This window comes from Pseudarthrobacter sp. TE3704 (assembly GCF_056279405.1).
In genome coordinates this window covers 325,851-345,316 of sequence record NZ_JBWCCJ010000003.1, presented here as the reverse complement: position 1 = coordinate 345,316, position 19,466 = coordinate 325,851, and the positions used below count along the sequence as shown (strand labels likewise).

At 63.3% G+C, this 19,466-nt stretch carries 18 protein-coding genes; 7 read left to right on the top strand and 11 right to left on the bottom strand.

All coding sequences use genetic code 11. From position 1 onward, the window contains the following. Positions 1-64: 64 nt before the first annotated feature. Positions 65-1,024 (top strand): carbohydrate kinase family protein, encoded by a 960-nt coding sequence (locus tag ACZ9BC_RS09325; RefSeq protein ID WP_476245681.1) that lies wholly within the window; start codon positions 65-67, stop codon positions 1,022-1,024. 60 nt (positions 1,025-1,084) lie between these two features. On the opposite strand, the gene ACZ9BC_RS09320 is transcribed toward ACZ9BC_RS09325, so the two are convergent. The 5 genes from ACZ9BC_RS09320 to ACZ9BC_RS09300 form a co-directional block, all read right to left on the bottom strand. Then, positions 1,085-2,725, bottom strand: a complete 1,641-nt coding sequence (locus ACZ9BC_RS09320) for a serine/threonine-protein kinase (protein WP_476245680.1) — start codon at positions 2,723-2,725, stop codon at positions 1,085-1,087. Between the two features lie 126 nt (positions 2,726-2,851). Beyond that, positions 2,852-3,028: a CsbD family protein gene (locus tag ACZ9BC_RS09315; RefSeq protein ID WP_137320645.1), complete on the bottom strand. Its 177-nt coding sequence runs from the start codon at positions 3,026-3,028 to the stop codon at positions 2,852-2,854. A 227-nt stretch (positions 3,029-3,255) separates the two neighbouring features. Beyond that, a complete protein-coding gene (locus tag ACZ9BC_RS09310; RefSeq protein WP_476245679.1) occupies positions 3,256-6,117 on the bottom strand; it encodes an ATP-binding cassette domain-containing protein in 2,862 nt (953 codons plus the stop codon). Beyond that, positions 6,114-6,671 carry a hypothetical protein gene (locus ACZ9BC_RS09305; RefSeq protein ID WP_476245678.1) on the bottom strand — a complete coding sequence of 186 codons (558 nt, stop codon included), beginning with the start codon at positions 6,669-6,671 and terminating at the stop codon, positions 6,114-6,116. The genes ACZ9BC_RS09310 and ACZ9BC_RS09305 overlap by 4 nt, the downstream gene beginning before the upstream one ends. A 90-nt stretch (positions 6,672-6,761) precedes the next feature. Continuing rightward, positions 6,762-7,235 (bottom strand): GNAT family N-acetyltransferase, encoded by a 474-nt coding sequence (locus ACZ9BC_RS09300; protein ID WP_476245677.1) that lies wholly within the window; start codon positions 7,233-7,235, stop codon positions 6,762-6,764. A 173-nt stretch (positions 7,236-7,408) separates the two neighbouring features. Here ACZ9BC_RS09300 and ACZ9BC_RS09295 point away from each other — a divergent pair, with 173 nt between their 5' ends. After that, positions 7,409-7,882, top strand: a complete 474-nt coding sequence (locus tag ACZ9BC_RS09295; RefSeq protein ID WP_079595115.1) for an SRPBCC family protein — start codon at positions 7,409-7,411, stop codon at positions 7,880-7,882. A 148-nt stretch (positions 7,883-8,030) separates the two neighbouring features. On the opposite strand, the gene ACZ9BC_RS09290 is transcribed toward ACZ9BC_RS09295, so the two are convergent. From ACZ9BC_RS09290 to ACZ9BC_RS09270, 5 genes are all read right to left on the bottom strand, one after another. After that, on the bottom strand, positions 8,031-8,576 hold the full coding sequence (locus tag ACZ9BC_RS09290) for a carboxymuconolactone decarboxylase family protein (RefSeq protein ID WP_476245676.1): 546 nt from the start codon (positions 8,574-8,576) through the stop codon (positions 8,031-8,033). A gap of 145 nt (positions 8,577-8,721) precedes the next feature. Further along, positions 8,722-9,327: a VOC family protein gene (locus ACZ9BC_RS09285; protein WP_476245675.1), complete on the bottom strand. Its 606-nt coding sequence runs from the start codon at positions 9,325-9,327 to the stop codon at positions 8,722-8,724. 35 nt (positions 9,328-9,362) lie between these two features. Next, positions 9,363-10,742 carry an MmgE/PrpD family protein gene (locus ACZ9BC_RS09280; protein ID WP_476245674.1) on the bottom strand — a complete coding sequence of 460 codons (1,380 nt, stop codon included), beginning with the start codon at positions 10,740-10,742 and terminating at the stop codon, positions 9,363-9,365. Positions 10,743-10,786: 44 nt separating this feature from the next. After that, entirely contained in the window at positions 10,787-11,770 is a 984-nt protein-coding gene (locus ACZ9BC_RS09275; protein WP_476245673.1) for a flavin reductase, read from the bottom strand. 51 nt (positions 11,771-11,821) lie between these two features. Next, the gene (locus tag ACZ9BC_RS09270) at positions 11,822-13,081 is read right to left on the bottom strand and encodes an acyl-CoA dehydrogenase family protein (RefSeq protein WP_476245672.1); all 1,260 of its coding nucleotides are present in this window, start codon (positions 13,079-13,081) and stop codon (positions 11,822-11,824) included. Positions 13,082-13,385: 304 nt separating this feature from the next. On the opposite strand from ACZ9BC_RS09270, the gene ACZ9BC_RS09265 reads away from it, so the two are divergent. From ACZ9BC_RS09265 to ACZ9BC_RS09255, 3 genes are read left to right on the top strand one after another with little or no spacing between them, the layout of a single operon-like run. After that, entirely contained in the window at positions 13,386-14,285 is a 900-nt protein-coding gene (locus tag ACZ9BC_RS09265) for an alpha/beta fold hydrolase (protein ID WP_476245671.1), read from the top strand. After that, positions 14,285-15,091 (top strand): 2-oxo-hept-4-ene-1,7-dioate hydratase, encoded by an 807-nt coding sequence (gene hpaH / locus ACZ9BC_RS09260; RefSeq protein ID WP_476245670.1) that lies wholly within the window; start codon positions 14,285-14,287, stop codon positions 15,089-15,091. The genes ACZ9BC_RS09265 and hpaH overlap by 1 nt, the downstream gene beginning before the upstream one ends. A 12-nt stretch (positions 15,092-15,103) precedes the next feature. Beyond that, positions 15,104-15,949: an HpcH/HpaI aldolase family protein gene (locus ACZ9BC_RS09255; protein ID WP_476245669.1), complete on the top strand. Its 846-nt coding sequence runs from the start codon at positions 15,104-15,106 to the stop codon at positions 15,947-15,949. Between the two features lie 51 nt (positions 15,950-16,000). Here ACZ9BC_RS09255 and ACZ9BC_RS09250 read toward each other — a convergent pair whose 3' ends face one another. Then, positions 16,001-17,287, bottom strand: a complete 1,287-nt coding sequence (locus tag ACZ9BC_RS09250; protein ID WP_476245668.1) for a TetR/AcrR family transcriptional regulator — start codon at positions 17,285-17,287, stop codon at positions 16,001-16,003. A gap of 214 nt (positions 17,288-17,501) precedes the next feature. Between ACZ9BC_RS09250 and ACZ9BC_RS09245 the strand changes: the two genes are divergently transcribed. Together ACZ9BC_RS09245 and ACZ9BC_RS09240 are read left to right on the top strand one after the other, a co-directional pair. Then, a complete protein-coding gene (locus ACZ9BC_RS09245; RefSeq protein ID WP_476245667.1) occupies positions 17,502-18,305 on the top strand; it encodes an IclR family transcriptional regulator in 804 nt (267 codons plus the stop codon). A gap of 139 nt (positions 18,306-18,444) precedes the next feature. After that, the gene (locus ACZ9BC_RS09240) at positions 18,445-19,461 is read left to right on the top strand and encodes an ABC transporter substrate-binding protein (RefSeq protein ID WP_476245666.1); all 1,017 of its coding nucleotides are present in this window, start codon (positions 18,445-18,447) and stop codon (positions 19,459-19,461) included. The last annotated feature ends 5 nt before the right edge of the window (positions 19,462-19,466 follow it).

Sequence of the window (19,466 nt, the reverse complement as noted above, 5' to 3'; positions counted from 1 at the left end):
CGGTCCGCGGACTGACGTCGCTTGAACAGCCCCCACCCCATCAGATCCCCACGAGAGACAGACCATGGATTACCTCACAACAGCCCGGCCCGACGCTCACCCGACGCTTGACGTCACTGTCGTAGGCGAAGCGCTGATCGACGTGGTCACCACCTCAGATTGCCAGGTGGAACACCCGGGCGGCTCGCCGGCCAACGTCGCCTACGGACTCGGCCGCCTCGGCGTCACCACAGGTCTGCTCACAGCCATCGCCCCGGACGCCCGGGGGACCGCAATCGAAAACCATCTCCGAAGCGCAGGAGTCACTCTTCTACCCGGCTCAAAATCCCTCACCCGGACGCCGTCTGCGACAGCGACCCTCGCACCGGACGGCTCCGCCACATATGACTTCGATATCTCTTGGGATCTGGCCCCCACGCCGCCCGCGTACTTCCCCAAAATCCTGCACACGGGATCCATTGCCACGTTCCTTAGCCCAGGCGCCAGCGCGGTAAAAGCCCTGCTCGAACAGGCCCACCGGCACTGCATGATCACCTACGACCCCAACATCCGGCCGGCCCTGCTCGGCAGCCACACGGAAGCGAAAGCGATCTTCGAAGAGCTCGTGGCCCTCACCGACGTGGTCAAACTCAGTGATGAGGATGCCCAGTGGCTGTACCCCCGGAAAAGCCTGGACGAAACCGCGGCACACATCCTCGGACTGGGCACCCGGTTGACCGTCATTACGAGGGGCGCCGAAGGTTCACACTTCACATCCGTCGACGCCAACATCAGCATCCCTGCGGTGAAAACGGCAGTCGCAGACACCATCGGCGCCGGGGACTCCTACATGTCCGCCCTCATCCTGGGCTTCCTCACCCGGGGAACCGAAGGCTTCGCCCCAGCTGTCCTGGAACAGCTTGGACACACAGCAGCCGCAGCCGCGGCCATCGCGGTACAGCGCCCCGGAGCGAACCCACCGACCCTTGAGGAACTAAACGCCGCAGTCGAAGCCCATGCCCCTGCCCAATACGCGGGTGCCTGAAGCACGTCATCAACAGGAGGCTGCCCTGCATTTCACCTACCGAGGGGAGCCGGGTGCGGTTTAGTTCTTGTTTTTGCCGCCCCCGGGATCTTTCGGCTTGCCGGCCTTGGACTTTTCGTTGTCGAGGCCTCCACCTGTGTCGGTTTGTTCTTCGTTCGAGGTTTGGTCCTGTTGCTCCCCGGGAGGGGTATTACCTGCCTGTGCGCCGGCGGGGATTTCCACGGTAACGACGGGCGCGGGTAGGGGATTGGAGACAGGAACGGGGTCTGCAGTTGTGACCGGCGCGGGGCCGGGGGCTGCGGGGACTGCGTCAGCGGTGGGTCCGTCAGAAGCGGTGATGAGTGTTTGCAGATCATTGCGGACCAGGCGGATGGCCTCGGTGATGCTCCGGTATTTTTCGAACGTCACCCCGTTCCTGACTGCTTCATCACTTACATCCCTTTCCAACCGGTCCAATTGGGTGAGGGCAGTTTGAAGGTCACCCTTGATCACCGCCTGGCGCACCTGGTTGAGTGTGGACTGGAAAGCAGGGGAGGGCTTGAGGGCGGTTTCGAGCTGGTCAAGGTGAAAATCGACTGGGTTGTTTTGCACCGGTACTGCCGGCCCGGCAGGCGAAGCAGGCCGGACCGTGCCCTCGCCCCCAAGGGTTGCAGCTGTGCCTCCGGCGAGGAGGACCGCCGCGATGGAGGCGGCTAGAGCAGCCCGGGCGCGCTTTCCGGGTTTTCGCAACTGCCGGGCAGCAACGGTTGGCGGATGCGGCGGCAACGTCGGGGGCGCGGGAGCCCTTGAACTGCTGACGTTCCGCTCCACGGGTGCGATATCAGCGGTTGTCATGGAGGCGGCGTGCGTGTCATCCTGCAGCGCCAGTCGCTGCAGTGCGGTCGCTGCTTCTGCCGCGGTTGGCCGGTCGGCGGGTTGCCGGGCAGTCATCGCAGTTAGCAGGGCCTTCCAGCCTGCGCCAACACTGTCGGGGATCACGGGGTTCCTTTGGAGCCGCGCCACGCCCGATTCAATTTGGCTGCCGGGGAACTCAACCTGGCGTGTGAAGCATTCCAGCAGTACCAGACCCAGGGAATAGACGTCGCTTGCACCGTTCAAAGCCTCGCCGAGAGCCTGTTCAGGGCTGAGGTACGCGGCAGTGCCGACCATGCGGCCTGTCCCCGTAAGGTGGTCCTCCTCCATCACCCGGGCGATGCCGAAATCGGCGAGCTTGGCCCGCCAGTGTGTACTTGGCTGGCCGGGCCGGGGGTTGTAGAGAAGCACGTTCCCCGGTTTGAGGTCCCGATGGATCACGCCGCGGCTGTGGACGTAGTCCAGGGCAGCTGCCAGATCCGAGCCCACGTTGGCGATTTCGGCGGGGTCCATTGGCCCGTCCCGCAGATGACGGCGGAGGTCAGGGCCGGGCACGTACTCCATCACCACGAAGCTCCGCTCCGTGTCCGGATCGGTGCCGGCGTCGAACAAAGTCACCAGGGACGGATGGATCAGGGAGGCAAGGATCCGAATTTCAGCGTCCTGGCGGGCCGGCAACTCGGGCTCGCCGCCCTCCTTGGAGAAGACCTTGAGCGCCACTTCCCTGCCCAGGGCTTCATCCAGCGCCCGGTACACGCCTGCGGCGGCGCCGCGGCCGACCAGCTCATGAAGCCGATATCGCCGGCAGAAAAGTTGGCCGGTTACCGCCGACCTCTGTACTTCCGTCATGCGAGCTCCCGTAGGCGTTTCTGGCCGTTCTTATCCGGCCGGGTATTTGCTTTCGCTGCTCCGCTCGGTGCGGAGACAACAAAAGGCGCACCCCGTTCGCTGAGTGCGCCCCTCGTTGCAGGCTGGTCAATCCTTCTTGAAAGCGTCCTTGACCTTCTCGCCGGCCTGCTTCAAATCACCTTTGGCCTGATCGGCCTGTCCCTCGGTCCGCAGGCTCTCATCACCCGTGGCCGCGCCTGCCGCTTCCTTGCCCTTGCCGCCGGCTTTCTCGGCAGCGTTTTCGATCTTGTCGCCCAATCCCATGGTGTTTCCTCCTCTGGTTGGCAGCCGTTCGCATTCGGCTACAAACATAATAAGCATGCTTAGGATCTTGTTTGCAAGTGCCTATCCGGTTCTTGACCCTTCTGGAACCCAAACGGTGTGACGCGCCGGGGCTGCCGTGGAACCATGCACTAGAACAAATCATTCGCATCAGATACGCACGGATTTCCGGCCAAGGAGCCGTCGGGTTCATCGGGTTTCGGGCGTCCTCAGACCCCGAGTTTAAGCCGGTCCCTGGCCTGGGGGGAGGAAGCCTTCGCGGCTTGGCTGCTCATGCTGGAGACCGGCTTCACCCGCCGGAACGCGACGAGGATGGCCCGGCCCACCAGAACGATTCCGATGATCGTGGTGACAGCCCGCAGGGTGTCCCAGCCCGCCGTCGACGTCACCAGCGAGTAGAGCAGGAAGCTGCTGAGGTTGGTGCCCAGCGGGGCGCCGGGCTCATACGAGATGCCGGTGCCGGCGCCCACCGCGAAGGGCCAGAACCACAGGTTGGTCAGCAGGCCGAACAGGTAGGACGCCACCGCTCCGTAGCCGCACAGCATCCACAGTTCTGCACGCCCGCGCACCCGGCGGGGGAGCAGGCCGGCCCCCGCGCCCACCCACGCACACGCGAAGATCTGGAACGGTGTCCACGGCCCGACGCCGCCCCACAAAACGCTGGAGACGGCGATCGTGGCGGCGCCCAGGAGCAGGCCGAACCGGGCGCCGAACGCACGTCCGGCCAGGATCAGCAGGATAAAGACCGCCTCCACACCTCCGACGCCGGTGCTCGCCACCCGCACCGCGGAACCGACCGCTGCCAGGACGCCAAGCAGTGCCACGGTATGTGCCGAGCGGACCGAGCCGTCCAGGGACACGACGACGGCGACGGCGGCTAGCGGCGCGATGGCCAGCGCCGCGTAGGGCAGGGCAGCCGCGGCATCCTGGGGGAGGGCCGCAGCGAGCAACGGCCAGCAAAAGGCGCCGAGGGCCAGGAGGTTTGCGGCGGCGAGAACCGCGAGTTCGACACCGCGCGGCAGCCGGATGGGGTGGTGCCGTTCCTTGCCTTGGAAGTCTGCTTGTTTGTCTATGCCTTCGGACTTTGGCCCGGCACCTGTCAGCTGCAGATCCGGAAGGGCCGGTTCAGGTGCCGTGGCGGCCAGGGATGAGGGGGCCACGCCGTCACGCATCGGGAGGATCCGGGCGCCGAGGCCGTGGGCGAAGTCGAGGTCGTGCGTGGCGATCAGGACGGCCGTGCCGGCGTCCGCCGCGGCCCGCAGCGCCGCCGAGACTGCGGTGCGCGCTGCCGGATCGAGTCCTCGGGTGGGCTCATCGATCAGGAGAACCTGGGGGTCATCCATGGTCTGCAGCGCGATGGCAAGGATCCTGCGCTCTCCGGCAGAGAGATCCCGGGGATGCTCATGGCCAATGGGGATGCTGACGTCGCCCCGCAGACGGGCAAGTCGTGCAGCCGCGTAGCCCGGCTCAGGTTGTACGCCGCTCTTTCGGCGTGCCAGGCGCCGTTCGGCGGCGCGGAGTTCTCCTGCCACCGTGTCCCTGGTGAAAAGGTCGTCCGAGGCGTCCGGCACCAAGGCCACGCGGCCGCCGTCGACCGTGCCGCCGTCGTACGTTTTCAGACCGCCCTTTTCTTCACCCGCCTTGCTTTCACCGAGGGCGAGCGCCACCAGGAGGGACGACTTCCCGGCCCCGTTCGGCCCTACCAGGGCCACTACTTCACCGCGATTCAGGGTCAGGGATGCGTCGCGCACGAGCGGCGTGCCCTTGCGGTGCACCGCGAGGTTCGTGGCCGTGAGTACAGGAGCGAGGTCCGTCGGCTGTGCCCGTGTCGGACGGCCCTCGACAGGATGCAAAGGTGCGGGCGCGGCACCCGGCACCAGGGCGCCGTCGTTGATGGTCCACCAGGAATCGGCCACCGGAACGAGCGCTTCGGCGCGGTGTTCGGCAACGATGACGCAGACACCGGCGTCCCGGGCGAGGGCGTGAAGCACGGCGACGACGCGTCCGCGGGCTGCGGTGTCGAGGTCGGCCAGGGGCTCATCCACGAGCAGCAGGGCCGGACGATCCACCACCGCGGCGGCGATGGCGACGAGCGTTGCCTCACCGGCTGAGAGGGTGCTGAGATTCCGGTCCAGCAGATCCGTCACCCCGATACGGCCGGCGACCTCCAGCACGCGGGCCTTGGCGGAAGGGGAGGGCACACCGCGCAACTCAAGGGCGAGGGAGATTTCGTCCCGGACCCGGGTGCTGGCGAACGCGGCACGGGGATTCTGCAGGACGACGCCAACGTGGCGGGCGGTATCTCGCGGCGGGGCGGCGGCACGGTCCGTTCCGCCAACGGTCACGGTGCCAGAAATCTGTCCGCCGTCAACGTGGGAGAGGAGACCGGCGATGCCCCGCAGGATGGTGGACTTGCCGGAGCCCGTCGGCCCGGTGATGACGGCGATCGATCCGGTGGACGGTTTGAATTCTGTGACGCGCACCTGCGCGTCACCGATGCGGAACTGTGCGTCCCGGATGACGACCGGCGCTTCCGTACTTTGCCCGGGGTGGTGTGCCTCGCGGCTCCCGAAGCCGCGCAACTCCAGGGCCGCTGCAACCCGGCCGGCGTGCTCAAGGGTGCGCTCGAGCACGGGCACCAGGGCGCGGGCTCCGAAGCGTTCGCCCCGCAAACGGAAGGCCAGGCGCACGGAGGCAACGGCGTCGGCCAGTGCCGGAAGCGCCGCCCACGCCACCACAAGCGTCCGGGCCAAACCCTGCACGGGGCCACGCCGGGCCAGGTGCACGAAGCCGCGCGCCACATCCACGAAAGCGTTGAGCAGGCCGAACCCGAGGATGACTCCGGCGATCGGCAGGGCTGACAGGACCGCCTCCCACAGACCGGATCCCGTGACGGGGCCGAGGAGGACCACATGGGCGTAGGGGGCAGGCAGCCGGATTGCCGGCAGGTCCAGAAGGAGCGGCCCGCCGATTGCCGTCCCGTGGAAAAGGATGCGGTAGATGACCCGCGCCGCGACGAAGATGGCGGCCAGGGCCGCCGCGGCGCGTAACGGCGCGGGTCGGAAGGTCATGCCTTGGGGGCGGCCGGTTCGCCGTCGACCGTGTAGAGCAGTTCCAGGCTCTCGCCGGGGTTCACTTTCAGGGTGGCGTGGCCTTCCTGGGCATAGGCCCAGTCACCGGAGGCGGGCTTCACCCAGAGGGACCAGTAGGCGAAGGCGGCGGGCATCCCCTTGCATTCTTCCCGGTACGTGCCGGCCTTGTGGGTAATGTCGAAGTCCGCGGCGGGGACACCGTTCACGCGGCAGACCAGTTCGGTGGGGTACTGCTCGGTGCCCTCGGTTTTCACGTCAGCCTTGTCGAGAATCTCGGAAGCTACGGTGGGCTCGTCCACATCCACGCAAACGGAGGTGTCGGCGGCATCCTGCTTGAGGGCGCCCGAATCCACGATGACCTTCACGCCTTCGCAGGGTCCGGCGTCGGCGCTGGCTGAGGCCGCTGCGGTGGAAGCCGGTGCAGAGGTGGTTGGCTGGGTCGCGGCCGGCGAGGAGCAGGCGGCGAGGGAAAACAGGAGACCGGCGGCGGCGAGCGAGCTCGCGGCGGCGGTGCGCATCTTAGTCAAAGTCACCTGTCAAGGGTAGGCCGTTGCCTGTCCGGAGCGGGATGCTGTCGCGTTGTGTGACGTCAGTTCTCGAGCCCGCTGGCTGCGGGGTCCCCGCTACAGGCCCAGTTCCATGAAAACGCTGTTGGGATCCAGGGTGTAACCGGCAAACGGCGGGCACTCGGTGAAGCCGTGCCGGGCATACAGCCGCCGCGCGGGGGCGAAGTAGTCCTCGGTTCCCGTCTCGAGGTAGACGCGCTCCAGGTTCCGGGCGCGGGCGTCGTCGAGGATGTGCCGGAGCATCAAGGTAGCCACGCCCCGGCCGCGTGCTCTGGCCGTGGTGCGCATGGACTTGATCTCGCCGTGCATCGCTGGCCCGGACGGGGAATCCAGGAGCTTGAGCGCGCCGCACCCCAGCAGATCACCGTTCTCGCGGGCCGTCCAGAACGTGATGGACGGTACGGACAGGGCGGAGTGGTCCAGGGCGTGGACGCTTTCGGCCGGTGAGGTGGCGTACATATCTGCCAGGTGTTCGCTGAGGAGTTGATGGACGTCGGCGCGTGTGGGGTCGTCCCGGTCAATGGAAATCATCGGCTCAAATCTACCGGCTGGTGCCGCCAATTCGTCCATCCCGACCTGCGATTTTAGGGTCTGGACCCCGGTAGCGGGCGGATTTATGGTGAAAGTGTGGCGGCTGCCTGACTGGCAGGATTGCCAGTGCTGCCGGTCCGCTGTTGCGGCCGTCCGTCATGAGGAGCAAGCAGATGGAACACGTTGAAGAGACCGTTGAAGTCGATGTCCCGGTGCGGACCGCGTACAACCAGTGGACCCAGTTCGAATCCTTTCCGCAGTTCATGTCCGGCGTGGAATCCGTAACCCAGCTGACCGACACCACCAACCACTGGGTAACCAAGGTGGGTGGCGTGCAGCGGGAATTCGATACTGAAATCGTTGACCAGGAGCCTGACGACCGGATCGCCTGGCGCAGCACCGACGGCAAGTCCCATGCCGGCATCATCAGGTTCACGCCGGTGGATGCCAACCACACGAAGGTCCGGGTCCACTTCGAATGGGCGCCGGAAACCGTCACTGAAAAGGCAGGCGCGGCACTGAAGATCGACGAGATGCAGGTGAAGGCGGACATGCGTAAGTTCAAGGCCTTCATCGAATCGCGCGGTACCGAAACCGGCGGCTGGCGCGGCGAAGTCAAGGACAGCGGCCCTACCGGGCAGTTCTAGGGGTGCCAGCGGGATCAGCTGGGAAAGCGACCCCCAACAAACAGAAAGCGGTCGACGGCGGGGACCTCCCGCCGTCGACCGCTTGATGTCATCAACATTACCTATGTACCTCGCGCCCACCTTCTACGGTTATTGAGGGAAAGCCGCACTACTTAAGCTGGGCCTTGAAGGTGTCCGTCGGCCCAGTCTCGAGATCGATCTCGAAGGTGTTCATGACGCGGCTGACCATCATGTAGAAGCCTATGAGCAGAACCAGTTCGACGATCTGGCTCTTGTTATACCTTCCTTGGACGCGGCGGAAGATGTCTTCCGGGGGAGTGGTTTCTTCGACCACGGCGTCCGTGAAGGCGATCAGGTCCTGTTCTGCATCGTTAAACTCGAAGCTGGTATCCGGGTACTCACCGATAGCCGTGATCTTGTCGTCGGAGAGTCCAACCCGCCGTGCTACCGCCGTATGCTGCTTAATCTCGTAGGAGGCAGCAGAAAGGTGACCAACGCGGAGAATCACGATTTCCCGGTCAACGTGGTCAAGCGAGGATCCGTGACTAAGTTTTTGCCCCAAAGCCAGGACCTCGGCACCGGCGCCGTCCGAATTCGCGATCATCCTGAAGATGTTGATCTTCTTCTTCCCGTCGAGAGCCCTGACGATTTGGGGAGAGGCACTCTCAGGATCAAAATAACTAATGCGGGCCACGTGTGCTCCTCCATTGGGTTGGTAGACGGTGGGCCATTTTCGTGGGTGGCAACGACGAACGCTGCCTGGACAAAAACGTGTCATCCCGGGGGCACAACCTGCCCCCGGGATGACACAGCGCCTTGATCCTCCGGCGCGGCAAAGCTTAGGAGGCTAGGGCTACCCTTGCTGCCTTGAGCTTTTCGGCCTGCTCGGCCATCCACTCGGTACGGGGCCGGGCTTCAGGATCCTGCTTCACGAGTTCCACCGTCTGGCGCAGGATCTCCTCCTCGCTGTCTTCCAGGTTCAGCGGCTCACCAAGCGGCTGCTGGGTGTAGTAGTCGGAGTGGGTGTAGACCTCGATCATGTTCCCGTCCGGGTCATCGATGTAGATGCTCCATGCATTGCCGTGGTTTTTCACGACCTGCACAGGGATGCCTGTCTTTTGAACATGCCGCCAGAATGCCCGCAGCTCGCTCAGCGTCGGGACCAGGAACGAGATCTGTGCGGTGGTCGGTGGGGTGTCTTTGTCCCGTCCCTCGATGAGCGCCAGCTGGTGGTGCTCGGAAGGGTCGCCTGTCAGGAAGGCGCCGCGCCGCCGGATTCCGGCCTTGCCGGATTTGCCCAGGCCGGAGTCGCTGATAATCATGCCGAATTCCCGGCAGTAGAACTCGACCATGGCATCCAAGTCCTTGCAGAAAATGCCGAGGTGGGCGAGGCGGGGGTTGAACTCAGTTTTCTGAGCGGCCGCAGTGGTGGTGGTTTCCGTCATCGTTTTTGTTCCTTTACTTTCCGGTGGGATGCTGCTCAGCGAGTCAGCTGGGCTGCGAGTTCGGTCACGTCCGTGACCTGCTCGAGGTTTTCAATCAGATGGAGTCCGTGCTTGGCGCTGTTTTCGCTGACGAGTCCGGAGAACCGGACGTTGCGCCAGTACTTGTCCACGATGGCGTCATAAGGTGCGGGCGTATCGAGCCAGCCGGCCGGATCCTCGCGGTAGGTCTCCACGACGCGCCCATCCTTCAAGTGGATGGTCATTCGGATGGCATGGTTCTTACCAAGGGGAAGTCCGCCCCTGAGCTTGACCCGCGCCGTGAGGTCCAGCACGGCGGGGTCATGGATCATGTCCTCTGTGTAGTGTTCAAGCTCCGGCCTGCCCCGGTATAACGCGTTGGCCACGGCGTAAGGGATGGTGAACAGGAACTTCGGCTGCATGTCGTCGGCGGTAGCCACCTGATTCAGGAAGTGGTCGAGGCGGTTGGGAGGCACGTCGAGGAAGACTTCCGCGACGTCATCGGCGGCGAAACCATGCTCCTCGCGGAGCAGCAGAGCGCATTCGATGGGATTATGGTTCCCGTAGCACGAGGGGTGCAGTTTGTGTTGCCCCTTGACGTAGAAGATGGATCCCAGGTCTGCCAGCATGACATCGGGGTGCGGATCCGCGCAGTAAAGGTTGAAGTAGCCCAACCGGCTTTCCAGCGCGTCACGCACTCCTGAGAAGCCGCCCAACGACAGCTGGCAGCTCAGGATGCCGTTGTAGGCGGCAGCAGCACCGGGAAGCTTGAAGGAATGCACACCGTCCCAGATGCCTTGGTAGGAGCCGGCCATGAGGTTGATTGCAATGCCAAAAGCGTTCCGGAGCTGCTCGTGGTTCAAGCCCATGAGACGACCGGCTACGGCGGTGGCTCCGAAGGCGTTGGAGGTTCCGCAGACCTCGAAGTCGGCGTCGAAGTTGAACGTGTTGGAGACGGAGATGCGTGCCGCGACGTCTCCTCCGAGGATCACGGCTGCGAGCATTTCCTTGCCCGTAGCGTGGACGTATTCGCCCACGTTCAGGGCGAGAGGCTCGGTGGTGCTGGCGACATGGCCCACCATCTTGCCCTTGTTGATGCCCTCAGGTTCCGGTCCGCATACTTCGAAGTCGAAGGAGCGGGTTTGCAACGAGTTCACCATCGCCGCGTGGGGAAGTGGCAGTTTGGTGCCGGACCCCAGGACCGTCGCCTGGGGGGCTCCTCCCCATTCGTTGAAGATATTGAGCATGGCATCATTTCCGGAAGCACCGGCTCCCGAGATGGTGCAGCCCAAGGCATCGATCAGGCGCTTTTTAGCAGCGAAGACCGTGTCCTCGCTGAAAGCTACGAAGGGTGTGTCGAGAACGTGTGTGACCAGTTGGTCGATGATGGATGCCATATGGGATCCTCCCTCTGGTGGGCGCGTTAGGGTCGGCGAAGAGCTCATTGGTCACCGCCCGCGCGTTGGAGGAGTGTGCCGAGGACGCGTTCAGCTGTTGCGAGATCTTGCGTTGGGATGCCGCGAAGCTGCTCGTGGGTGAAGTGTTCTGCGCTGCGCCTAAGCGCTGCCCGTACTTCCCGGCCCTCATCCGTGAGTGACCATGTTCCATCCGCGAGCCTCTCGGCACGACCCTTCTGCGAAAGCTCCGTCAGGGCGTCGTCAACAGCGCTTTCGCCAAGGAATGTCTCCAGTTCCAGCACATCGGGGGCGCACGGTCCTTCGAAGAGCCGGTTGAGTATCCGGCCGCTGGCGACAGTGACGCCCACGTGCTGCCGCTGCTCCTGGAACAGCGCGGACATGTGGTTGTCTGCGGCCTTTAACAGCGACAGGAAAAGTGACTCTTCCGCTTCCCGGGTGTCGGTGGGGGGCTGCGGGGTTGGTGCCGGTGTCGCATCGGGGTGGGCAACCGGAACCCCATACTGTCCTTGGGCGAATAACAGCGGCGCGCCTTCGAACCGGGCGTAGCGTTCCACCCGGCCGATCAGGATGTGGTGGTCGCCGCCGTCGACGACCGCCTCCCGGACACATTCAAAGTGTGCGATGGCACCTTCGAGTAACGGGTCGCCGTGGGTTCCGGCGCTCCACTTCGCCTGGCCGAACTGGTCCGGCTGCGGGCGGCCAAACAATGCAGACAGCTCCATTTGGTCTTCACCGAGGACGTTGATGCTGAAGTGGCCGTTGTTGAGGAAGGCGGGGACGCTCTTGGACTCTTTTCGGATGGACCACAGCACCAGCGGCGGGTCCAGCGAGACTGTGGAGAACGAGTTGGCAGCCATGCCCACCAGCTCATCACCGGCGCTGGTGGCAATTACGGTGACCCCGGTTGCAAATTGGCCCAGGGCGCGCCGGAAGGCGCGAAAGTCGTCGGCGGGGTTGCCCTCCTCGACAGGTCCGGGGGAGTGCAACAGGTCAGTTGCTTCGTTCATCTTGATGGTCCTTTCACGGGTGCGGAAGCGGGCTAACGTTAGCCCGGGACCTTACTTGTAGTAGCTGAGCGTGCCGAAGTCAGAGAACGGTGCGGGCGGAAGGCCGAACAGCTCCTTGACGTACTGTCCGGCTGCGAGTTCCTTGCCTGCCGAGCCGTGGTTTCGCGCTGCCATGAGGTCCCGCATGGTCTGCTGAAGCGGGTTGGCGTTTGAGGATGCCGCCGCTCCTGCAATCGGCCAAATTTCAGTGAAAGACTCGAAACTGGCGGCGATCGAATCAGCGGCCTCAAACCGGACGCGCATGCGTTCGAGCGGGCTGGCTTCCTGCCCTTGGCAGGCGGTATCGAAGAGTTCACGCCAGTTCTTCAGGTGCCGGTCTTTGACTGTGCGGACCCGTGTACGGGCTTCGGCGACCTTCAGGTGCAGGAACGGGTTTTGTGCCGCTGGCGCACCGGTGCCCTGGCGGGTGAGCCGGACCCGGGACTGTTCGATAAAGGTCTCGATGCCTCCAGTCGCCGTTCCGATGGCTGTGTTGGCCGGTGTGGAGTTGAAGAGTCCCAAGAAGGAAACCCAGTACAACGGGCGGTTGTTGACTTCCCAGCCTGGATTGGCGTCGTTGTACGTGTCGACCAGGAGGTGGGTCCGGTAATCGGGAACGAAGACATCCTTCAGGGTCACGGATTTGCTGCCGGTTCCCTTCAGCCCCTGAACATCCCAGCTTTCGTGATCGATGGCAACGTCACTGAGCGGAACCACGAAGGTGCGGTCGCCGCCGCCGAGGATGACCCACTGGGCATGATCAACACCGCTGGAGAAGGTCCAGGTGCCGTTGAGCCGATAGCCGTTTTCAACGGCGGCGTATTTACCGACAGGGGCGTAGGAGCTTGATGCGCGAGTGTCCGGGCTTTCGCCCCAAAACTCATCCTGCATCCTTTTACCCATCAGGGCGATCTCGAAGGAGTGGACGTTCAGCTGTCCGGCAATCCAGGCGGCAGCGCTGTCCGCCTCCGCGATTCGCATGATGCCTTCGAAGAATTGAGCCGGGGCCATTTCGAGGCCGCCGTACTGCATGGGTGTGAAGGCACGGAAGAGTCCCGTGCTGATCATCGCTTCCACGGTGGCGTCCGGTACGCGGCCTTCCTCTTCGGAAAGGTGGCGGCCGGCGCGTACGGTATCGATGATGCCATCCACCGCGGCTAGGTACTTCTCCCCCTCGTCAATGGCCCGGCGTCGATAGTCGCTCCAGTCCTCAGAACGGGGTTCAAAAAAGTCAGGGACTCTCGTGGTATCAGCTTGCGTTGTGGTGGGCATCTAAATTCTCCTTGCTGCAAGGACGGGGTGTTACCGGGAGCATATGCCGAGGCTGTGCACGGTAGCGAGGGCTGTCTTCCAGATAGCGGAACGAACAAAACATTCCTTTTCAGCTGCCGTCTACGCGCGAGATGAGTCCCGGCCGTCAGGGCAGGCAGGCCAATGTACCGGTCATTCCATAATGCGGCATAAAACAATTCCCCGCTTCCCCTGGCGCCCCTAGTGTTGGTCCCCACGCACACAGCCGAGAGGCGACGTCTGTGGCGACGTTCTTCGCCACAGCATTGACAGAAAGGGATCCACCATGACCGGTGAGGCGAGCACAGACCGCTATCGCAGCGTATGGACATACCTCAACACTGTTCCGCATACGCTGGGCTGGATCGACGCCGGCGGGGTCCGCACGCGTTACCTTGAAGCAGGGAATCCTCAGGGCCCAGCGGTTCTCTTGCTTCACGGAACGGCAGGGAGTCTTGAGAACTTTTGTGCGAACTATGGCGCACTCGCTGAAAGCCATCGCGTCATCGGCATCGACATGCTCGGGTGCGGCTACACCGATAAACCTGACCGTCCCTACCTGATTCAGGACTATGCAGACCATGCCGTGGCCGTTATGGATGCATTGGAAATCCGGGAGTCGGCAGTGATCGGTGTTTCCCTCGGTTCCTGGGTCGCAGGGCGACTGGCTTTGGATCATTCCGAACGCGTCACCCGGCTGGTTATGGTGGCCCCTGCGGGGGTGGTTGTCGACCCGGATGAGGAAAAAGATTTCGGTGTGGATGTGAGGCGCCGAAGGCAGAACGCCGCGCAGACACCGTCCTGGGAATCAGTAACCGCCGCCATGGGCCGGCTGATGCTGAACCCGGACGATCTGATTGATGACTTGGTGGGTGTCCGACTGCGCATCTACGAACAGCCAGAGATGGCCCGGGCAATGGGGCACCTGCTTGCTTTCACCCAAGGCGGACAACACCTGTCCGCGGACGAATGGAGCCGGCTGGAACAGCCGACGATGATTATCGCCGCGGTGGACTCTCCCAACATGTTCCTGGAAAACGCCAGGTTGCTCGGAAAGCTGATCCCGAACAGCGCGGTCGTAGAGATGACCGGCTGCGATCACTGGGCCCAGTTTGAACAGCCCGAGCGTTTCAACCGGGTTGCGCAGGAATTTTTGGGTGTCTTACAGACAGAAGGAGCCAGGTAATGGCCCTTGACCAGCAGACATCCAGCCTCTTGGCGAAAGAGCTGCATGAGGCAGAGCAAAGCAGGGAGCAGGTCCGGCATTTCTCAGGTCGGTTCCCGCATATGAGTATTGAAGACGGTTACGCCGTTTCGCGTGCATGGGCTCAGCTCAAACAGGACGAGGGCCAACGAATAGTAGGGCACAAGATCGGACTGACGTCTCGTGCGATGCAGGTCAGCAGTCAGATCAATGAACCTGATTTCGGGACGCTTTTTGACGAGATGGTCTACGAATCAGGGCAGATCATTCCCGCAGCACGGTTTATCCGACCGCGCGTCGAGGTGGAGCTGGCCTTTCTCCTGAAACGTCCGCTTGAGGGCCCGCACGTATCCATCAACGACGTTTTCAACGCCAGCGACCGGGTGACTCCCGCCCTGGAGATTATCGATGCCCGTATCGAACAACTTGACCGTGAGACAGGGGCGCCCAGGAAGGTCTTCGACACGATCTCCGACAACGCTGCCAACGCCGGGATCGTCCTGGGAGGCACGCCGGTTCGGCCTGATCAGGTGGACCTGCGGTGGGTGAGTGCGCTGCTGCACCTCAACGGTGTCGTTGAGGAATCAGGTGTCGCTGCGGCAGTCCTGGGCCACCCGGCCAACGGTGTGGCGTGGCTTGCGCGTCGACTGAATGGTTTTGGTGAGCGGCTCGAAGCGGGGGAGGTAGTTCTGGCAGGGTCGTTCACGAGGCCAGTGCCCCTGACGGCAGGGGACGTGATCCAAGCCGACTACGGCCCGCTCGGAACAGTGTCCTTCCAATTGCTGTAGCCAGGGAGTCAGATGTCAATCACCAGGAAAACACCGCCTAATCGCTTCAAAGAGAGAATGGCAGCCGGCGACACCCAGATCGGCCTCTGGTCCGTCTTGGCTGACGGCTACGCTGCAGAAATACTCGCCGGGTGCGGGTACGACTGGCTGCTTCTTGACGCCGAGCACGGCCCCAATGACTTGCGTTCGGTACTGGCGCAGCTGCAAGGCATAGCCGCCGCCGGATCGCTGCTGGGGGACCGCGCAAACGATCTGTCTCAGGCGGTGGTCCGGTTGCCTCAGGGCGACATGGCTTTGATTAAGCAGTACTTGGAAATCGGGGTGCAGAACCTGCTGATTCCGATGGTTAACACCGCTGAACAGGCAGCCGAACTGGTGCGGGCTGTACGCTATCCGCCGCGCGGTGTACGGGGCATGGGCAGCGGACTCGGCCGCTCCTCACGATGGGGCCGGCTGACTGATTATGTGCAGGCTGCCGACGACGACATCTGTCTGGTGGTCCAGATCGAGACCGGCCAAGCAATTGCAAACCTCGACAAGATCGCGGCCACAGAGGGTGTCGACGGCGTGCTTTTTGGACCAGCAGATCTCGCCGCGGACTTGGGGTACCGGGACCAGCGCACCCACGCTGAGGTAACCCGCACCATTCGGCAGGGCATTGAGACTGCCCGGCGTGCCGGAACCCCGAGTGGCATCATGCTCACCGATGTCGCTGCAGCCCACGATTGGCTAAGTAGCGGGATCACTTTTGCCGGTGTCGGCGTCGATTCCTCCCTGTTGATCCGGGCGGCCGATGACCTGCTGGGCCAGTTCCGCGCCACAGGCCCTAGAACGACAGGCGCAGTCAGCAGCTACTGAGACCGGCAGGGGCAGTGAATGACGCCTGCTCCTGCCGGTAGGCGCCTCCGTTCACACCTTGGATTGCCAGCGCTCCAGGGCCTTGGAGAGCATGGGAACCAGGATGCCGGCAACGGCGTTGGATGCCACGGGGTGGCCCAAGGCAGAACCCAGCATCAGGCCCTCGCAGAGCCGGGCGATTATCCACGCCAGATGCACGCTTATGGCATCTTTAGCCTCTGCCGCCGGGAGAACCTCTTGGAACCAAACGGCCAACTGGTTTTCGACCGAAGCTGTACCCGCCAGCACCGCGGACCCACCCGAAGTTGGCGGGTCCCAGCGCTGGAGCTTTAGCAGCAATCCACTTTTGACGGTGTCCGGGTGTTCCTGGGCGCCGCTCATCACCTTGGTCAGTGCTGACGACAGTTCCTCCAGCCAATGATTGCTGGTGCTTGGCAGCTCACGCAGCGGAGCCAGCAGTTCCAGGAAGGGTTCTGCGACAGCGGCCGTGATCAGAGCGTCCTTGTCCTTGTAGCGCCAGTAAATTGAGCTGCGCTTCATACCGGACGCTTCACAAATCCGACTCATCGTGGCGCCTTCATAACCATGCTCGGCGACCAACGCACGGGTTACATGCAGCAGGTTGGGAGCCTCCGGTACGGTCTCGGCCGTGTGAGGCTGAACCGAGGATGCAGTGGCTGTGTCCCTTTCGTGCACGAGATGTTCGGGCCGTCGAGTCATGACCTCGTACGCGCCGGCCAGTGCGTGAGCCACTATGGTGCTGCGTTGGGCTGCATCGCGGTCCTCCACAGCGACGTCAGAGATGTAGTGGCCGTCCAGGAAAGCCATTGTCAGCCTTCCCATCCATCCGACGCCGGCGGTCCGGTCGAAGCCTTCATCCGCACTTTGCGCGGCGAACGCCGCCTCCCACCAGGCTTCGATACGCCGTTGAGCACCTGTCCGGCGGCGCTGGAAGGGCTCCTGGATCTTCGAGTTCGCGGCGCTTCCCTCCAAGGCGAGCATGATGCCTAGCCGCAGCGGATCTTCGGACTCGGAAGCGCGAAGTTCGGGTTCGAGCTCTTCCCTTAGCTGGTCCAGCAGCGGACGTTCAGGGTTGAACTTGTCCCAGGGCCGGCGGGCAGGGGCCACGTGCGAATACGAGTTCTCCAAGGCTGCCGTAATCAGCTCGTCCTTGTTCTCGAAAAACCAGTAAATCGAGCTGGCGGGGCGCTCGGTGGCACGGACAATTCTCGCAATGGTGGTGTTGTCGTATCCGTAACGGCTGACCAGTTGCACGGTGGACTCCAAAATGCGCTGCAGGCTGGCTTCCCCGCGGGCATTTCGGCGGCTGGTGTTCATAAAAGTCTCCCCTCGGAGGGCTGGGCCGCGGAGGGCGGAGGCGGAAGGGCTGGCACCCATCGTACTTCTGCTGTGTTCAAGGGCGGCATTGCGACATTGTGGAACGATCGTTACAATCAGTGTACCATTCACTACAGAAGTGAGTCGGCTCACGAAACATTCTCGAGCTGACAGGGAAGTGGCAGGCCCGCCACGGACAGAAGTGGAGTCAATGATGACAGCAGTGACTGAAGACCGGCACGGTGTTCACGAGGCATCCCGAATTGAGGCCAGGAGCGAGGGCCAGGGAACCGCCTCAGTCCTGAAGGCCCTGCAGTTGCTGGACGCCTTCCGTGATGGGGGCCCCGTCCTGGGCGTGAGCGAAATCGGCCGCCGGGTCGGGGTTCCCACCTCCACCGCCTTCCGCCTGCTGGCTTACTTGGTCGAAGGCGGCTTCGTTTCCAAAGAAGGCACGCGCTACCGCCTGGGAGACAAGCTCTTCGAACTCGGAAACCAGGTTGCCCTGTGCCGGCCCAAAGGGTTGCGGGAGCAGGCATCGCCTTACCTTGGGGAGCTTTACGCCGCTACGGGCATGACTGTCCGGCTTGCCGTCCCCGAAGGCTCCGAAATTGTCCTCGTCGACAAAATTGTGGGGCTTCGCACCGTCCCCGCCCCAACGGCAATCGGCGGGCGCGCGCCTTCCACCTGCACCGGCCTAGGCAAAGCCATGCTCGCATTCCAGCCCGCCGCGACGGTTGCCCAAGTCCTGCAGGGCCCGCTTCCGCGGCCCACCCGTTACTCGCCGATCCACCCCCGGCTGCTGCAGAAGCAACTCATCGATGTCCGTTCGACGGGACTGGCCTACGATCTGGAGGAATCCGTTCTGGGGCAAGTATGCGTGGCCGCGCCCATCCTGCACCGCGGCGTAGCCGTGGCCGCCATCAGTGTGTCGGCAAGGACGCACCAGACAAACCTGGCGCAGTCCACTGCTGCCCTCCAACGAGCAGCAGGCCAACTCCAAAAGACCCTCGGCGCCTAGGCGTCACCGGGTGGCCTTTGCGCCATGTGGAAAGACGCGTTGCATGGGGCGCCTGCCCTTCGTAGCATTCTGTACCAAGCACTACATAAGTGATGCACGGCACAAACTATTCCGCTTTACACGAGACCGGAGTTACCCAATGCCCGCAATTACCAACTCGTCCTCCCTAATCAGCCGCAGCAGCGCCGCCGCAGCGACCCTTGCCCTCGCACTGATGCTTGGCGCTTGCGGGGGTGAAACAGCCGGTTCCCAGTCCGCCGCGGCGGATCAGGTGAAAGATCTCAAGGTCGGAGCGACGCCGACCCTTTCCGGGCTGGGCCTCCGCGTAGCCCTCAGCGAAGGCGACTTCACTGCAAGCGACCTCAACGTCACAGCCGTAGCCAATAAATCCGCAAACGATGCGGTGCCCCAATTGCTGAGCGGTGAGCTCCAGGTGGCCCAGATGGATACCATCACCTTCATGCAGGCCCGTAGCCAGGGCCTGCCGGTCAGGATCATCGCCGTCAATGGCGAACAGTCGACCAACGGAGAAGACGGCGAAATGTCCGCCGCCGGTGTCGTGGCCAAGGCCGATAGCCCCATCAGCTCTCCAACGGACCTCGTTGGTAAAAAAGTCGGCGTTCCTGCGATCAAGACGCAGACCTGGATGAACATCAGGGCGTTCGTCGACGCCGCCGGCGGCGACTCCTCGAAGATCGAATTTGTGGAGGTGCCCTCCGCCCAGACAATCGACCTCGTGATGCAGGGTACGGTTGAGGCCTCCACCCCCGCCGAGCCTCTTATGTCCAGTTCGATCGCCGCAGGGAAGGTCAAGTTGATCCACAACACTGACGCACCAGGCAACCAGGGAGTTCCGAGCTCCGTGTACGTGGCGACCGAGGAATTCATTGCCAAGAACCCGGACACCGTGAAGGACTTCGCCGACAGCGTCTACGCAGCCGCGAAAAAAGTGAACGGCAACCGCGAGCTCGCTGCGAAGGTCGCCCAGGCGGAGCTCAAGTACACGCCCGAACAGCTCAACAACGCTTTTTACCAGACCTTCGGCGACTCCGCGACAACGCCCGACCAGCTTGATAAGATCTCCGATCTCGCGGTCAAGTACGGAATCCTGACCGACAAGCCCAAGGCCGAGGACCTCCTCGCTGATTCCAAATGAGTGAA

What these genes read in the sequence shown, in the direction of transcription:
- ACZ9BC_RS09265 (WP_476245671.1), top strand. Translation starts at nt 13,386, where the DNA reads ATGACCGGTGAGGCGAGCACAGACCGCTATCGCAGCGTATGGACATAC.
- ACZ9BC_RS09315 (WP_137320645.1), bottom strand. Translation starts at nt 3,028, where the DNA reads ATGGGATTGGGCGACAAGATCGAAAACGCTGCCGAGAAAGCCGGCGGC.
- ACZ9BC_RS09300 (WP_476245677.1), bottom strand. Translation starts at nt 7,235, where the DNA reads ATGATTTCCATTGACCGGGACGACCCCACACGCGCCGACGTCCATCAA.
- ACZ9BC_RS09280 (WP_476245674.1), bottom strand. Translation starts at nt 10,742, where the DNA reads ATGGCATCCATCATCGACCAACTGGTCACACACGTTCTCGACACACCC.
- ACZ9BC_RS09250 (WP_476245668.1), bottom strand. Translation starts at nt 17,287, where the DNA reads ATGAACACCAGCCGCCGAAATGCCCGCGGGGAAGCCAGCCTGCAGCGC.
- ACZ9BC_RS09275 (WP_476245673.1), bottom strand. Translation starts at nt 11,770, where the DNA reads ATGAACGAAGCAACTGACCTGTTGCACTCCCCCGGACCTGTCGAGGAG.
- ACZ9BC_RS09295 (WP_079595115.1), top strand. Translation starts at nt 7,409, where the DNA reads ATGGAACACGTTGAAGAGACCGTTGAAGTCGATGTCCCGGTGCGGACC.
- ACZ9BC_RS09270 (WP_476245672.1), bottom strand. Translation starts at nt 13,081, where the DNA reads ATGCCCACCACAACGCAAGCTGATACCACGAGAGTCCCTGACTTTTTT.
- ACZ9BC_RS09240 (WP_476245666.1), top strand. Translation starts at nt 18,445, where the DNA reads ATGCCCGCAATTACCAACTCGTCCTCCCTAATCAGCCGCAGCAGCGCC.
- hpaH (WP_476245670.1), top strand. Translation starts at nt 14,285, where the DNA reads ATGGCCCTTGACCAGCAGACATCCAGCCTCTTGGCGAAAGAGCTGCAT.
- ACZ9BC_RS09255 (WP_476245669.1), top strand. Translation starts at nt 15,104, where the DNA reads ATGTCAATCACCAGGAAAACACCGCCTAATCGCTTCAAAGAGAGAATG.
- ACZ9BC_RS09310 (WP_476245679.1), bottom strand. Translation starts at nt 6,117, where the DNA reads ATGACCTTCCGACCCGCGCCGTTACGCGCCGCGGCGGCCCTGGCCGCC.
- ACZ9BC_RS09285 (WP_476245675.1), bottom strand. Translation starts at nt 9,327, where the DNA reads ATGACGGAAACCACCACCACTGCGGCCGCTCAGAAAACTGAGTTCAAC.
- ACZ9BC_RS09325 (WP_476245681.1), top strand. Translation starts at nt 65, where the DNA reads ATGGATTACCTCACAACAGCCCGGCCCGACGCTCACCCGACGCTTGAC.
- ACZ9BC_RS09320 (WP_476245680.1), bottom strand. Translation starts at nt 2,725, where the DNA reads ATGACGGAAGTACAGAGGTCGGCGGTAACCGGCCAACTTTTCTGCCGG.
- ACZ9BC_RS09245 (WP_476245667.1), top strand. Translation starts at nt 17,502, where the DNA reads ATGACAGCAGTGACTGAAGACCGGCACGGTGTTCACGAGGCATCCCGA.